This window comes from Alkalihalophilus marmarensis DSM 21297, assembly GCF_000474275.2.
GTDB lineage: Bacteria > Bacillota > Bacilli > Bacillales > Bacillaceae_D > Alkalihalophilus > Alkalihalophilus marmarensis.
Map to the genome: position 1 here is coordinate 1 of NZ_ATAE01000035.1, position 14,136 is coordinate 14,136.

General features: G+C 41.2%; 11 protein-coding genes. 1 reads left to right on the plus strand and 10 read right to left on the minus strand.

Annotated features, from left to right (window positions below; translation table 11 throughout):
- Window positions 1-110: 110 nt before the first annotated feature.
- The 6 genes from hemL to hemA form a co-directional block, all read right to left on the minus strand.
- Window positions 111-1,397, minus strand: a complete 1,287-nt coding sequence (gene hemL / locus A33I_RS12665; protein ID WP_022628767.1) for a glutamate-1-semialdehyde 2,1-aminomutase — start codon at window positions 1,395-1,397, stop codon at window positions 111-113.
- A gap of 71 nt (window positions 1,398-1,468) precedes the next feature.
- On the minus strand, window positions 1,469-2,452 hold the full coding sequence (hemB, locus tag A33I_RS12670) for a porphobilinogen synthase (protein WP_022628768.1): 984 nt from the start codon (window positions 2,450-2,452) through the stop codon (window positions 1,469-1,471).
- Window positions 2,449-3,237 (minus strand): uroporphyrinogen-III synthase, encoded by a 789-nt coding sequence (locus A33I_RS12675; RefSeq protein WP_022628769.1) that lies wholly within the window; start codon window positions 3,235-3,237, stop codon window positions 2,449-2,451. Before A33I_RS12675 ends, hemB begins: the two co-directional genes overlap by 4 nt.
- Window positions 3,237-4,169 (minus strand): hydroxymethylbilane synthase, encoded by a 933-nt coding sequence (gene hemC, locus A33I_RS12680; protein ID WP_022628770.1) that lies wholly within the window; start codon window positions 4,167-4,169, stop codon window positions 3,237-3,239. Before hemC ends, A33I_RS12675 begins: the two co-directional genes overlap by 1 nt.
- Before the next feature lie 74 nt (window positions 4,170-4,243).
- Window positions 4,244-5,059 carry a cytochrome C assembly family protein gene (locus A33I_RS12685; RefSeq protein WP_022628771.1) on the minus strand — a complete coding sequence of 272 codons (816 nt, stop codon included), beginning with the start codon at window positions 5,057-5,059 and terminating at the stop codon, window positions 4,244-4,246.
- Window positions 5,060-5,080: 21 nt separating this feature from the next.
- Window positions 5,081-6,460, minus strand: a complete 1,380-nt coding sequence (gene hemA, locus A33I_RS12690; RefSeq protein WP_022628772.1) for a glutamyl-tRNA reductase — start codon at window positions 6,458-6,460, stop codon at window positions 5,081-5,083.
- A gap of 366 nt (window positions 6,461-6,826) precedes the next feature.
- Between hemA and A33I_RS12695 the strand changes: the two genes are divergently transcribed.
- On the plus strand, window positions 6,827-7,345 hold the full coding sequence (locus A33I_RS12695) for a LiaI-LiaF-like domain-containing protein (protein WP_022628773.1): 519 nt from the start codon (window positions 6,827-6,829) through the stop codon (window positions 7,343-7,345).
- A gap of 49 nt (window positions 7,346-7,394) precedes the next feature.
- On the opposite strand, the gene yihA is transcribed toward A33I_RS12695, so the two are convergent.
- The 4 genes from yihA to clpX form a co-directional block, all read right to left on the minus strand.
- A complete protein-coding gene (gene yihA / locus A33I_RS12700) occupies window positions 7,395-7,982 on the minus strand; it encodes a ribosome biogenesis GTP-binding protein YihA/YsxC (RefSeq protein WP_022628774.1) in 588 nt (195 codons plus the stop codon).
- Window positions 7,979-10,306, minus strand: a complete 2,328-nt coding sequence (gene lon / locus A33I_RS12705) for an endopeptidase La (protein WP_022628775.1) — start codon at window positions 10,304-10,306, stop codon at window positions 7,979-7,981. Before lon ends, yihA begins: the two co-directional genes overlap by 4 nt.
- 197 nt (window positions 10,307-10,503) lie before the next feature.
- Complete coding sequence (gene lonB / locus A33I_RS12710) at window positions 10,504-12,174, minus strand: ATP-dependent protease LonB (protein ID WP_022628776.1); 1,671 nt, start codon at window positions 12,172-12,174, stop codon at window positions 10,504-10,506.
- Between the two features lie 230 nt (window positions 12,175-12,404).
- Window positions 12,405-13,679, minus strand: coding sequence for an ATP-dependent protease ATP-binding subunit ClpX (gene clpX / locus A33I_RS12715; protein WP_012959939.1), 1,275 nt, complete (start codon window positions 13,677-13,679; stop codon window positions 12,405-12,407).
- Between the last annotated feature and the right edge of the window lie 457 nt (window positions 13,680-14,136).

The window sequence follows — 14,136 nt, forward strand, 5'->3', positions numbered from 1 at the left end:
GGCTATGTACTTACCGCTACAGGGTCGTACTCGGGACTTTCACCCGTTAGAGTTCGCCCATGCTGGGCGAACAAAAAAACGAACCCTCGCTAAAGGATTCGTTCCTCTTATTATTTTAAGACAGCGAAGGCTGCCTCTGCCGCTTCAATCGTTTTTTCAATATCCTCATCTGTATGTTTTGTCGATAAGAACATACCCTCAAATTGAGAAGGAGGAAGAGAAATGCCTTGCTTGAGCATTTCTTGGAAGTAGCGAGTAAAGTAATCTAAGTTTGAAGAGGATGCCTTTTCAAAGTTCGTTACTTTCTCATCTGTAAAGAAAAAGCCTACCATCGATCCAGCTCGGTTAATTGAGTGAGGGATGCCGTGTTTTGTCGCTGCTTCTGATAAACCATCTGCAAGCTTAGCTGCTAGGACATCAAAGCGATCATAATCTTCTGGTGTCAGCTGTGACAGTGTTTCATATCCGGCTGTCATGGCTAAAGGATTTCCTGAAAGGGTTCCCGCTTGATAAATTGGTCCTGCCGGGGCAATTTGTTCCATAATTTCTCGCTTCCCGCCGTAAGCTCCTACAGGAAGACCGCCTCCAATAACTTTTCCAAGACATGTTAAATCAGGTGTCACGCCTAAAACCCCTTGTGCACAGTTGTATCCTACACGGAATCCAGTCATGACTTCATCAAAAATTAACAGCGTGCCATTTTCTTCTGTGATCTCACGAAGAGATTCTAAAAATCCTGGCTCTGGAGGGACAACGCCCATGTTGCCTGCTACCGGCTCAACGATTACACCAGCAATGTCATCGCCGAATTGTTCAAACGCATACTTTACGCTTTCTAAATCATTATACGGCACCGTTAACGTATTTTGTGCAACGGATTCCGGCACTCCAGGTGAATCCGGCAGACCAAGTGTAGCAACACCCGACCCAGCTTTAATTAACAGGGAATCGCCGTGGCCATGATAGCAGCCTACAAACTTCAAGATCTTGTTACGTCCTGTATAACCGCGTGCAAGGCGAAGAGCACTCATTGTTGCTTCTGTTCCTGAGTTCACCATACGCACAACTTCAATCGACGGTACTCGCTCAATCACTAATTCAGCTAGTTTTGTTTCAAGCTCACTCGGAGCACCAAAGCTTGTTCCTTTTTCCGTAGCCGCTTTAAGCGACTCCACTACTTGCTCATCTGCATGACCTAAAATAAGCGGCCCCCACGAAAGAACATAATCAATGTATTCATTTCCATCGATATCATAAATTTTTGACCCTTTTCCGCTCTCCATATAAACAGGGTCCATTTTCACTGATTTAAATGCACGTACAGGGCTGTTTACGCCACCTGGCATTAATGGTTTTGCTTTTTGAAATGCAGCTTCTGATTTTTTAAATGTACGCATTTTCATCTCTCCTTTCGATTCCACGTTTTTATTACGGTTTCATTTCACGTATTTGAACCAACGCCCAAAGCTTACTTCGTTTCTTGAAGCCAGCGTGCCACATCTTTTGCATGGTACGTTAAAATAAGGTCAGCTCCAGCACGCTTCATGCTCGTCATCTTCTCTAGGACAATGGCTTTCTCATCCACCCAGCCGTTTTGACTAGCTGCTTTAACCATCGAGTATTCCCCGCTAACATTATACGCAACTACAGGATAGCCTGAATGATCTTTTACTTCACGAATCACATCTAAGTAAGAAAGGGCCGGTTTAACGATGAGAAAATCTGCTCCTTCTTCCACATCAGACTGTGCCTCACGCAGGGCTTCTAGTCTGTTTGCAGGGTCCATTTGATACGTTTTACGGTCTCCGAACTTAGGAGAACTGTGAGCAGCGTCACGGAAAGGTCCGTAAAATGCTGAAGCGTATTTAACGGAGTAAGCCATGATCGGTACATCATGGTACCCTGCTTCATCTAGGCCGTGGCGGATCGCTGCAACGAACCCGTCCATCATATTAGAAGGTGCAATAATATCTGCTCCTGCCTCTGCTTGTGAAACCGCTGTTTTGGCTAGTAGATCTAGAGTTGGATCATTTAAAATCTTCCCACCTTCAATCACTCCGCAATGGCCATGATCTGTAAATTGGCACAGACAAGTATCCGCGATGACAGTCAAATCCGGATAGTTTGATTTAATTTGACGAATCGCTTTTTGTACAATTCCGTGATCATGATAAGCAGATGTGCCGACTTCATCTTTTACATCTGGCACACCAAACACGATGATCGATGGGATGCCAAGGGCTGCTACTTCCTCTACTTCGGCATCAACAAGATCAAGTGACCACTGATAGACACCAGGCATTGAGTTTACTTCATTCTTAACACCTTCGCCCTCTGTAACAAAAATTGGGTAAATGAGATCATCTGCTCTTACATGCGTTTCTCGGACCATGCGGCGAACACTATCTGAATTGCGCAGACGGCGATGACGATTAAATTCTACATTCTTCATACCTTTTTGGCCTCCTTATAATAGGTAATGATCGCTTCAATTAAACCTTCTATTGTGTATGTACTAGCTGTTATATCTACGCTTAAATGAAACTCTGTTGCCGTTTTTTCTGCAATCGGACCAATACAAGCAATCTTAGCATCCTTAAATGGCTTTTCTATTTTAAGCTCATGAAGAACCTGAGCAAAATGTCTAACCGCAGATGAGCTTGTAAACGTAATGACATCTATAGCCTGACCGCTTTTTATAAAAGCTCTAAACTGATCTTTAGCTTCAGGCGGACAGACCGTTTCGTATATGGTAAGGTCTGAAACCTCAATCCCAGCCTTTTCGAGCTCTATTGGCAATAGAGTACGTCCTAGGTTTCCTCTAGGCATTAGAATCTTCTCACCAGCAGTGATATGTGTGGTTAATGCTACTACTAAATTTTCTGCTACATAACGGTCAGGCAGCAGATCTGCTTTTAATCCGTATTCATCTAATACGGCTTCTGTTTTTTCACCTACTACCGCAATGCGTGCTTTCAATGAGGATGGTAAATGCCTTTTTTTCAATTCCTCTAAGAAGAAACGTACCCCGTTCGCGCTAGTAAACACAAGCCAATCAAATTCATTTATGTACGTAATGGCTTTCTCAAGCTGATCACTCTTGACTGGCTGAAATAAGAGAAGCGGAATTACATGAGAAATTCCGCCTGCCTCCTCGATTCGATTAATAAATGGTTCAGCTTGATCTTTTGCACGTGTTACAAGGACATGTTTACCCGACAGTGCATTTGTAGCCATTATGAGTCCAGCTCACGTTTTACTTTATCTAAAATTTCTTTAGCCCCTTTTTCAAGAAGGCGCTCTGAGACTTCTTCGCCCACTTTGACAGGATCCTGTCCAACTACAGTATCTTTTAGGATCGTCTTACCATCAGGCGAGCCCACTAATGCTGTAAGAGAAACCTGCCCGTCTTCCTGCATCGTTGCATATCCCGCAATTGGTACTTGGCACCCGCCTTCCATCTTGTGCAAGAACGTTCGCTCTGCTGTAACTGTAAGAGCTGTTGCTTCATCATTTAACTTTTGAATTAACTCAATCACTTCTTGGTCATCACTGCGGCATTCAAGTCCTAGTGCCCCTTGACCTACAGCAGGTACACACATTTCAGGCTCTAAATACTCCGTTACTAACTCCTCTGAGTAGCCTAAACGATTAAGTCCAGCTGCTGCTAAAATAATTGCAGAGAAATCCTCTTCTTTTAATTTACGTAAACGAGTTTCAACATTCCCTCTGATCCATTTCACCTCTAGGTCAGGACGCTCTGCTAACAACTGAGCAGAACGACGAAGGCTGCTTGTCCCAACAATCGCCCCGCTAGGCAAGTCTTTTAATTTCACATGATCGAGTGAAATAAACGCATCACGCGCATCTTCACGTTCCGTAATCGCTGCTAATGAAAAGCCATCAGGCATAACAGACGGGACATCCTTCATGGAGTGTACAGCTATGTCAATCTCTTTATCTTCAAGAGCCTGCTCAATCTCTTTTACAAAAAGACCTTTCCCGCCTACTTTTGAAAGAGTGACATCAAGAATTCGATCTCCTTTTGTCACAATCTTCTTCACTTCAAAGTTATAAGGGACTTCTTTTTTCTTTAATTGATTGATAACCCAATCTGTTTGGGTTAATGCTAAATTACTGCGGCGTGAACCAATAACAATCGTACGCATTTCATAAACCTCCAATTAATACACCGGTCAAGTATCAAGATAGGATCATATGAGCAGAACCTGAAAAAAATTAGTTACACCCATAAATGAAACTCTGAATATTGACCAGATAAGAAATAGTTAATTAATAGTAATAAAAAGCATGCTATATTTAGCAATGCCATATTGTATCCTCGCACGTAGTGAACAGCTCGCTGATAAAGATAAACCGCATAAGCCGCTAACACGATCAATGAGCTGATGACTTTTGCATCCGTTAATGGAATAAAGCCAAACTGACTGTACGCCCATACAAAACCTAGGATTAAGCCAATTAAAAAGAAAGGGAAAGCAAAGATCGTCATTCGATTAGCGAGTGTATCAAGATTTGTTAAGGAACCAAACCTTACTAACCGTTTTCCCCACAGTTTTTTCTTCAGCATTTGATGTTGGATGACATACATAATAGAAAAGGCAAATGATAAAGTAAAAGCTGCATATGATAGGAGAATAATGGTAATATGGATGATTAACAGCTCAGATACAAGCAGCGTGTAAAGTGATTCTGGGATTCCGCTGTCGTCTACAAATAAACTGAATGCCATCATACTAAAGCCAATCACATTGGTGAAGAACACAAGGAAATCGACTCTAAAGTACCAGTTGATTAACAACGATGAACTAACAACAACCCATGCATAAAAAAAGAGCCCTTCAAACGGGGTAATTAACGGCAATCGATTTAACTCAAATGCTCGGTACACGAAATACACCGTTTGCAAGACCCATACTATAGAAAGCAACCAGAAAGCCAGTCGATTGACTTTCCGGTTTTGCTGTAAGAAATCAATAAAATAGCCAAATACACTTAAACTATATAAAACAATCGTTAATGGATAAATCCAATTCATCCGCCAAGGTCACTCCTTTCGTTAGGAGCGAACGACTGCATCTTGCTCTTTTGAAATGGTTGCATACTCTTTCTTCTGTGCTTCCCACTGCTGCTCAGCCTCGCGCACACGAACCTCACGCTCATGAGCTTCAAGCTCATCTTCTAACGCAAAGATCTTAGTAAATAACTCAAGCGCATCATCAGAACCAGGCTCACCTGCAAGTTCCTTTACTCTTGTAACAGGGTCTCTTAGCAGTTGATTAACAATACTTTTCGTATGCTTACGCAGAACTTTCTTCTCACGCTCTGTTAAATCAGGCAGCTTGCGCTCAATACTCTCCATCGTTTCCGCTTGTACTGCAAGCGCTTTTGTACGAAGAGCCGTAATGATCGGCACAACTCCTAACGTATTAAGCCATGATTTAAATTCATCAATTTCCATTTCAACCATAAGCTCAATTTTTTCAGCTTCGCGCTTACGCTCTTCTAAGTTAGCTTCTACGATATTTTGCAGATCATCAATATCATATAAATACACATCATCAAGATCTGCTAAGGCAGGATCAAGATCACGTGGCACAGCAATATCCACCATAAACAGCGGACTGCCTTTACGCTTTTTCAGTGTTTGAGCCATCATATCTTTAGACACAACAAAATCACGAGCTCCTGTTGAGCTGATTAAGATATCAGCATCAACGAGCGCCTCTTGAAGCTCTTCAAACGGTCTTGCTTGTCCGAGAAAACGCGCAGCAAGTTCCGCGGCACGAGCTTCTGTACGGTTAATAACCGTAATCTTCTCTGCCCCGTTCGCATGCAAATGCTTTGCAGTTAACTCACTCATTTTACCGGCCCCTAAAATAAGAACATGCTTGCCAGTAAAATCCCCGAATATATTTTTACCAAGCTCGACAGCTGCGTAGCTGACTGATACTGCATGTTGTCCGATCTCTGTACCAGAATGTGCACGCTTGGCTAATGTTACTGCCTGCTTAAATAGATGATTAAAAATCGTTCCAGTTGCTTGTTCTTTTTGCGCTAAGAGGAAGCTGTCTCGAACCTGTCCTAGAATCTGCGTTTCTCCTAAGATCATAGAATCTAGTCCACATGCGACTCTAAATAAATGCTCAATCGCATGATGGTCTTCACGAATATCTAAATACGGAGACACTTCGTCTTTAGATAATTGAAACCAATCTGCAAGGAAGGTTTTCGTGAAATGACGTCCTGTATGAAGCTGGTCAGCCACTACGTAAATTTCCGTTCGATTGCACGTAGAGATAATCGTGCACTCTAAAATACTCTTCATATTACGTAATTGATTAAGAGCAATTGGCATTTCAGCTTCTTGAAAGGCAAACTTCTCACGCATCTCAACTGGGGCTGTTTTATAATTTAAACCAACAACTATAATATGCATTCTTCCTACACCCCCACCGTTCGATATCTCTCAATTAATATCTATCATGTCCTTCATACACTCAAGTGAGAGCATAACAGGATCTTACAAAAATCGATCAAATTAGGTAATAGTTTATCCTTTACCCTTTACTGAACTTATTATAACATGTCTGTCTAAACACACAAAAAAGAATTTGTGAACAGATCATGAAGCCTATGCTATTATGTTGGTATTACATAAAGACACTGGCACGTTAGTGAATTCTTTCCTTTTAGCATAACCATTTCTTTGTTACTATATGTCAGATTACCATAGGATTGATCCGCTTATGACATATGAAATGTGACCAAATTAATAACTGATTATTTTTGGGAGGACCTTAATATGAAGCAGCAACGAAGCGTAAAGCCGAAAAGAATCTTTCCTGGAGTATTACTTATAGGACTTGGGCTCTATTTTCTCGTGAATCAATATCAATTCCCTTATAAAGAACAGCTAGCAAGCTGGCCGTCGATATTAGTCATCATAGGGGTTGCCTTCTTACTGCAGGCCACGCTCGGAAAAGAAACTCATTCCTTATTCCCTGGCCTCTTATTAACTGGCTTAGGAGTTCATTTTCACGGACTAGCCCTTCTTCCATCATGGCCCGATCATTGGGGAATGTATACCCTCATTGTCGGTATTTCTTTTTTATTCGTCTATCTCCGCACAAAAAAAGAAGGGTTGATCCCAGGTCTCCTTCTCACGGTTATTGCCATCATAGGTTTTATGTCATTTAACCCACTCGACGCTATTGAGTCAACCACTCAATCAACCATCGGATCAATACCAACCATTTTACTAGATTTATGGCCTGTTGTCCTGATTATTCTTGGCGTTGTCTTTATTTTAAAACGAAAGTAATAACAAAATCAAAAGGTCTGCATCAATTTGATGCAAACCTTTTGATTTTTTATCTCGTTGCGTAATGCATTATTGTTTTCCATGCTTGTTCTTTCCCATGACCTGATTCAGATGAGAATAACAGCAGCGGATCTTCCTCATGCTTTGACAACTCTTCTGAGATGACCTTCAAATGCTTTTGCCACTTGCCTTTAGGAATTTTATCGCATTTCGTCGCAATGACAATAACGGGAATGTCAAAATGCTTTAACCACTCATACATGAGCTTATCATCTTCTGTTGGCTTATGACGAACATCAATTAACTGAACAACAGCGCGCAGCTGTTCACGCTGCTGAATGTACGTTTCAATCATCTTTCCCCATGCTTCACGTTCTTTTTTCGACACCTTTGCAAACCCGTATCCCGGAACATCTACAAAATGGAGCTGCTCATTAATCGCATAAAAATTTAACGTTTGTGTTTTACCAGGACGCTGCGATGTACGGGCAAGGCTTTTGCGGTTAATCATTTTATTAATAAAAGAGGATTTCCCCACATTTGAACGCCCAGCTAAGGCAATCTCCGGTAATGGTGTATTAGGGTACTGCTCAGGTTTTACAGCAACTGTAAATAATTCTGCTTTTGTTACTTTCATTTCTTCTCTCCCAACGCATGCTTTAAGACGTCATCTAAGTGCCCTACAAGGATATAGTTTAAATCTTCACGTACACTCTCTGGCACATCTTCTAAGTCTTTCTCATTATCTTTTGGGATGATGATGGTTTTAAGCCCTGCTCTGTGAGCACTCATTGACTTCTCTTTTAGACCGCCAATCGGTAAAACACGGCCTCTTAGCGTAATTTCTCCAGTCATCCCCACTTCTTTTTTAACCACTCTGCCTGTTAATGCAGAAATTAAAGCGGTGGCCATCGTTATACCTGCTGAAGGGCCATCTTTAGGCGTTGCTCCTTCAGGTACATGAATATGGATATCATTTTTCTCATGGAAGTCAGGCTCGATCTCAAGCTCCTTAGATCTTGCTCGAATATAACTAAAGGCCGCTTGAGCAGACTCTTTCATCACATCACCCAATTTTCCAGTCAGCGTTAACTTCCCTTTTCCTGGGGCTAATGAAACCTCAATAGACAGGGTGTCTCCTCCTGCAGAAGTATAAGCCAGACCAGTAGCTGCTCCCACTTGATCCTCTTCTTCTGCCTGACCATAACGAAAACGAGGTTTTCCTAACATGTCTTCTACTGTCTTAGCTGTAAGTATAACACGCTTTTTTGTACCTGTTACGATCATTTTTGCTGCTTTACGACAGAGGGTTGCCAGCTGACGCTCTAAATTACGAACCCCTGCTTCCCTGGTATAATAGCGGATTACCTTTTGAATTGCTTCATCCTTTACTTGCATCATCGACTTTTTAATACCATGATCTTTCATTTGTTTTGGCAGCAAATAATTTTTGGCGATTTGCATCTTTTCGACTTCGGTATATCCTGCAATATGAATCATTTCCATTCTGTCACGAAGAGGTCCTGGAATCGTTGCAATATTATTCGCTGTTGTCACAAACATGACTTTAGATAGATTATACGGCTCTTCAATATAATGATCACTGAAATTATGATTTTGCTCAGGATCCAGCACTTCTAGCAAGGCAGACGAAGGGTCTCCACGAAAATCATTAGCCATCTTATCTATTTCATCTAGTAAGAAAACAGGATTAATGGATCCAGCTTTCTTCATCCCTTGTATCATACGGCCAGGCATAGCCCCCACATATGTACGGCGATGGCCGCGGATCTCTGCTTCATCCCTTACCCCGCCTAGAGAGATTCGTACAAATTCCCGATCAAGAGAACGTGCAATTGAGCGGGCTAACGACGTTTTACCTACCCCAGGAGGGCCGGACAAACAAAGAATTGGTCCTTTTAACTCATTCGTTAATTGCTGAACAGCTAAGTATTCAAGCACACGTTCTTTCACTTTTTCAAGCCCGTAGTGATCTTCATTTAAAATCTCTTCTGCGCGGTTAACATCTAATTGGTCTTCTGTTTCATATACCCATGGAAGTTGAATCAGCCATTCAATATAATTTCGTAATACAGAGCTTTCTGCAGAATTAGCAGGCATCTTTTCATACCGGTCAAGCTCTTTTAATGCTTTTTCTTCCACTGATTCAGGCATCTCAGCTTCTTCAATCTTCTCACGCAGCGTAGCGACTTCTCCGCCTCGTCCTTCACGATCTCCAAGTTCCTTTTGGATCGCTTTCATTTGTTCACGCAAATAATATTCCTTTTGCGTCTTTTCCATTGATTTCTTCACTCGCTGGCCGATCTTCTTCTCAAGACCTAACACTTCTTGTTCGTTATTTAATATATCGATTAAATGAAGAAGTCTTTCAACAACATTATTCATCTCAAGAAGTTCTTGTTTTTCAGCAAGCTTCAATGGAAGATTAGATGCTAAAACATCTGCAAAACGACCTGGTGCTGTAATGTCAGAAACAGTCGCAAGCGTTTCTTGGGAAACTTTCTTGCTTACTTTTGTATATTGTTCAAACATCTCTAACAAGCTTCGCATAATCGCTTGCGTTTCTGTTGTACGTTCTTTTTGTTCTTCTGTTAATGGAGAAATGTCTACTTCAAGAAATTCCTCATTGTCTACATACTGTTCAATCTCAGCACGATAAAGTCCTTCTACGTGAATACGAACCGTACCGTTCGGAAGCTTTAACAGCTGTTTAATTTTAGCGATCGTTCCAATTGAATAAATCTCATCTTCAGTCGGCTCGTCAATTGAAATTTCCTTTTGAGTAGATAAAAGGATTTCTTCATCTTCATTCATTGCAAATTCTAATGCCTGTACCGATTTTGCCCGTCCCACATCTAAATGCAGAACCATCGATGGAAAGACGAGCAATCCGCGTAAAGGCAGAAGCGGAATTCGTCGTTTTGTCTTTTCTGCGACCATCCGCATACACCTCCAAATTTCCTAGTTCCGAATCAATACCCTAATCACCCATACGTTAACCTAAACAAATCGTTTAAGTCTATAATGTGTTGGATTGTTCTGGCTTAATTGCTAAAAGATTCGAATTTGATCTTCATTAATTTTATCTTATCCCCCATTCTTTGTCTAATGATAGTCGTTAGATCAAAGTTTCTGTCCTATACCGGCGTAACCGAAGAATCAAGAGTTGTACTTGCTGGAATAACTGCTTCCTCTGTCTCAACCGCTTCTAAAGCAAGATCTAACACTTCATCTAAATGAGTGACTGCAACAATCTCAATGCCCTTTACCTCTTGCAAGATTGCTTGTTCGTTTTCTTTAGGGATAATCACGGTTGTGGCACCGGCAAGCTTAGCCGCTTCTACCTTGGCTACCACTCCTCCGATCGGCTTAACCGAGCCATGGATCCCAAGCTCTCCTGTCATCGCTACAGTATTTTTTATTTTTTGCTTTTGAATGGCAGAGAAAATACCAGTGGCGATGGCGATTCCGGCAGACGGGCCATCAACAGGTCCTCCTCCTGGAAAGTTCACATGGACATCATAATCCTGAGTGGGGATGCCCATTCTTCTAAGAACCGTTACGACATTTTCCACAGAGCCTTTAGCCATACTCTTTCTTCTTATTGAACGCATTTGATTGCCTGTACTTTCTTCCTCTGCAATACCTGTTATATTTACCGTTCCTTTGCCAGGGTTATCGATCACATTCACTTCAATTTCAAGCAAGGCGCCCATATTCGGTCCAAATACTGCAAGACCATTCACTAACCCTACCGCTGAATCTTCGTGAATCTTTCGCTCCGGACGAGGTGTAAGCTGACTGGCATGCAGCACCCATTCTACATCACGCAGTGTGACTTCTTCTCGCCCTTCTGAGGTCGCGACACCAGAAGCGATTTGAACAATATTTACAGCTTCACGTCCATTTGTTGCATATTTAGCGATTCTCTCTAGTGCACTTTCTTCTGCTTTAAAAGAAAGTTTATTAATCGCTTTTTGAGCAATCAAGATAATTTCCTGTGGCTTTAAGGCACGGAAATACACTTCAAGACATCTTGATCTGATGGCCGGAGGCAGCTCTTGGGGTGTTCTTGTTGTTGCACCGATCATTCTAAAATCTGCCGGCAGTCCTTTTTGAAAAATCTCATGAATATGTTTTGGAATTTGCTGATTTTCTTCACTATAATACGCACTCTCTAGGAATACTTTACGATCTTCCAGCACTTTTAATAATTTATTCAGCTGAATGGAATGAAGCTCACCAATTTCATCAATAAATAATACCCCGCCATGAGCCTTCGTCACAGCTCCGTGCTTAGGCTGGGGAATTCCGGCTTGTCCCATCGCTCCTGCTCCTTGATAAATCGGATCATGAACCGATCCAATTAACGGATCAGCAATTCCTCTTTCATCAAATCTTGCTGTGGTTCCATCTAATTCAATGAACACAGCATCTTGACGAAATGGGGATTGGCTGTTCTTTTTTGCCTCTTCTAATACTAAACGTGCAGCAGCTGTCTTACCGACACCAGGCGGTCCATATACAATAACGTGTTGAGGATTTGGTCCGCATAACGCCGCACGCAATGACCTGATTCCTTCTTCCTGCCCCACAATATCATCAAAACTGATCGGTCTTACTTTCTCCGATAGAGGTTCGCTCAACTGAATTTCTCTCATCTTTCTTAATTGTTCCATCTCTTTTTTTGAATCTCTATCAATGGTCACACGTTGGTTGCGTTGAGTTTTTAACAAATTCCAAAAGTACACCCCGATAATCACGCCAAACACTAACTGAATGATTAAAGCAATACCTGTCCAATTCATCCTGTAACCTCCTGATGTCGTCATAAATTGTTTTTCTGATTAGAATGTTCTTCTCAGTTAAATTGTCTTTTTACTTTAAATTGATTTGTTGCTTAATTTGTTTTTATTAGTATGACCGACAACAACGACACTAACCACAAAACTCATTACTTCTATAAATTCATGCAGGAAGGCTGAGATTACAATATAAAAAAACACATCTCCTCATTGGGAGATGTGTTTAAGAAGCATTAAGCACTTTCCTTAGGCTCTTCTTTAGACAGCGAAATTTCAGTACCATCTTCTGTTTTTAAGATTGGCAGTGCATTTTCAGTGATGCATTTATCATGAATCACACATGTTACAACATCGGAACGCGAAGGAAGGTCAAACATTACATCTAGCATGATTCCCTCAATAATCGAACGAAGGCCACGGGCTCCTGTTTTACGCTCGATCGCTTTTTTCGCAATTTCCACTAATGCCTCATCAGTGAACTCTAATTCAACATCATCAAGCTCAAGCAATTTTTGGTATTGCTTTACTAAAGCATTTTTAGGCTTCGTCAGAATCTCAACAAGAGCATCTGTATCAAGCGGCTCAAGACTTGAGATAACCGGAAGACGGCCGATAAATTCTGGGATCAGACCAAAGCGCAGAAGATCTTCTGGTAATACTTTGCTTAGGTATTCGCCTGGCTTTAATTCTTCTTGCTTCACTTCTGAACCAAAACCGATCACCTTTTTACCTAAACGGCGTTTGATAATCTGCTCGATTCCATCAAATGCTCCGCCGCAGATGAACAATACATTCGTTGTATCAATTTGAATAAATTCTTGATGAGGATGCTTACGTCCGCCTTGAGGAGGAACGCTTGCTGTTGTTCCTTCAAGGATCTTCAGTAATGCTTGCTGCACACCTTCACCTGAAACATCTCTTGTAATCGATGGATTTTCAGATTTGCGAGCTACTTTATCAATCTCATCAATATAGATAATTCCTTTTTCTGCTTTCTCCACATCATAGTCAGCAGCTTGAATTAATTTAAGTAAGATGTTCTCGACATCTTCCCCTACATAACCTGCTTCTGTAAGCGATGTTGCATCAGCAATCGCGAAAGGAACATTTAGAATGCGTGCTAATGTCTGAGCAAGAAGAGTTTTCCCGCTTCCTGTCGGTCCAATCATCGCGATATTACTTTTAGCCAGCTCCACTTCTTCAGAGCGGTTCATGGAGTTAATACGCTTATAGTGATTGTAAACAGCGACTGAGAGCGACTTCTTCGCTTGATCTTGACCAATTACATAATCATCTAAGATTTGACGGATCTCTTGAGGCTTAGGAACCTCTTGGAATTCAACTTCCTCTTCACCGCCAAGCTCCTCTTCTACGATTTCTGTGCAAAGTTCAATACATTCATCACATATATACACACCAGGACCTGCAACTAACTTACGGACCTGATCTTGAGTTTTTCCACAAAAAGAACATTTAAGCTGTCCTTTATCTTCATTAAATTTAAACATCAAATCACCCCTCACGAATATTTTACCATCAAGTGTCATCTTTTGCCTATTGATGACCCTTCATGGAGAGTTATACACGACGTAAATGAAAGTATGATGGGCATGGTTCATTAGCTTCGTCAAGCCATTGTAACACATAACCCGTAAAACCCGTTAAAAAAAGCTCTGCTGCTATGTACAAATAATTCAAACTACTTACTTTATCATGCTGACAAGTTCTTTCTTTATTTAGTTTATGTGTGGATTTAGTATACATTCAAGATTCACCCTAAAAAATCCTCTTTCTTCATTCAAACTTTCTTCGTTCAACGTTTTAAAGAATGATACGATTTTCACCTTAGGAGAATATTGATCTGACGAGTATACACGTATGGATTACTTGAAGCGCTACATACATCTTGTTCATAAGAGATTAGAAACATACCTCACAACGGACAGATTTCTTAGAAGTCTTTTA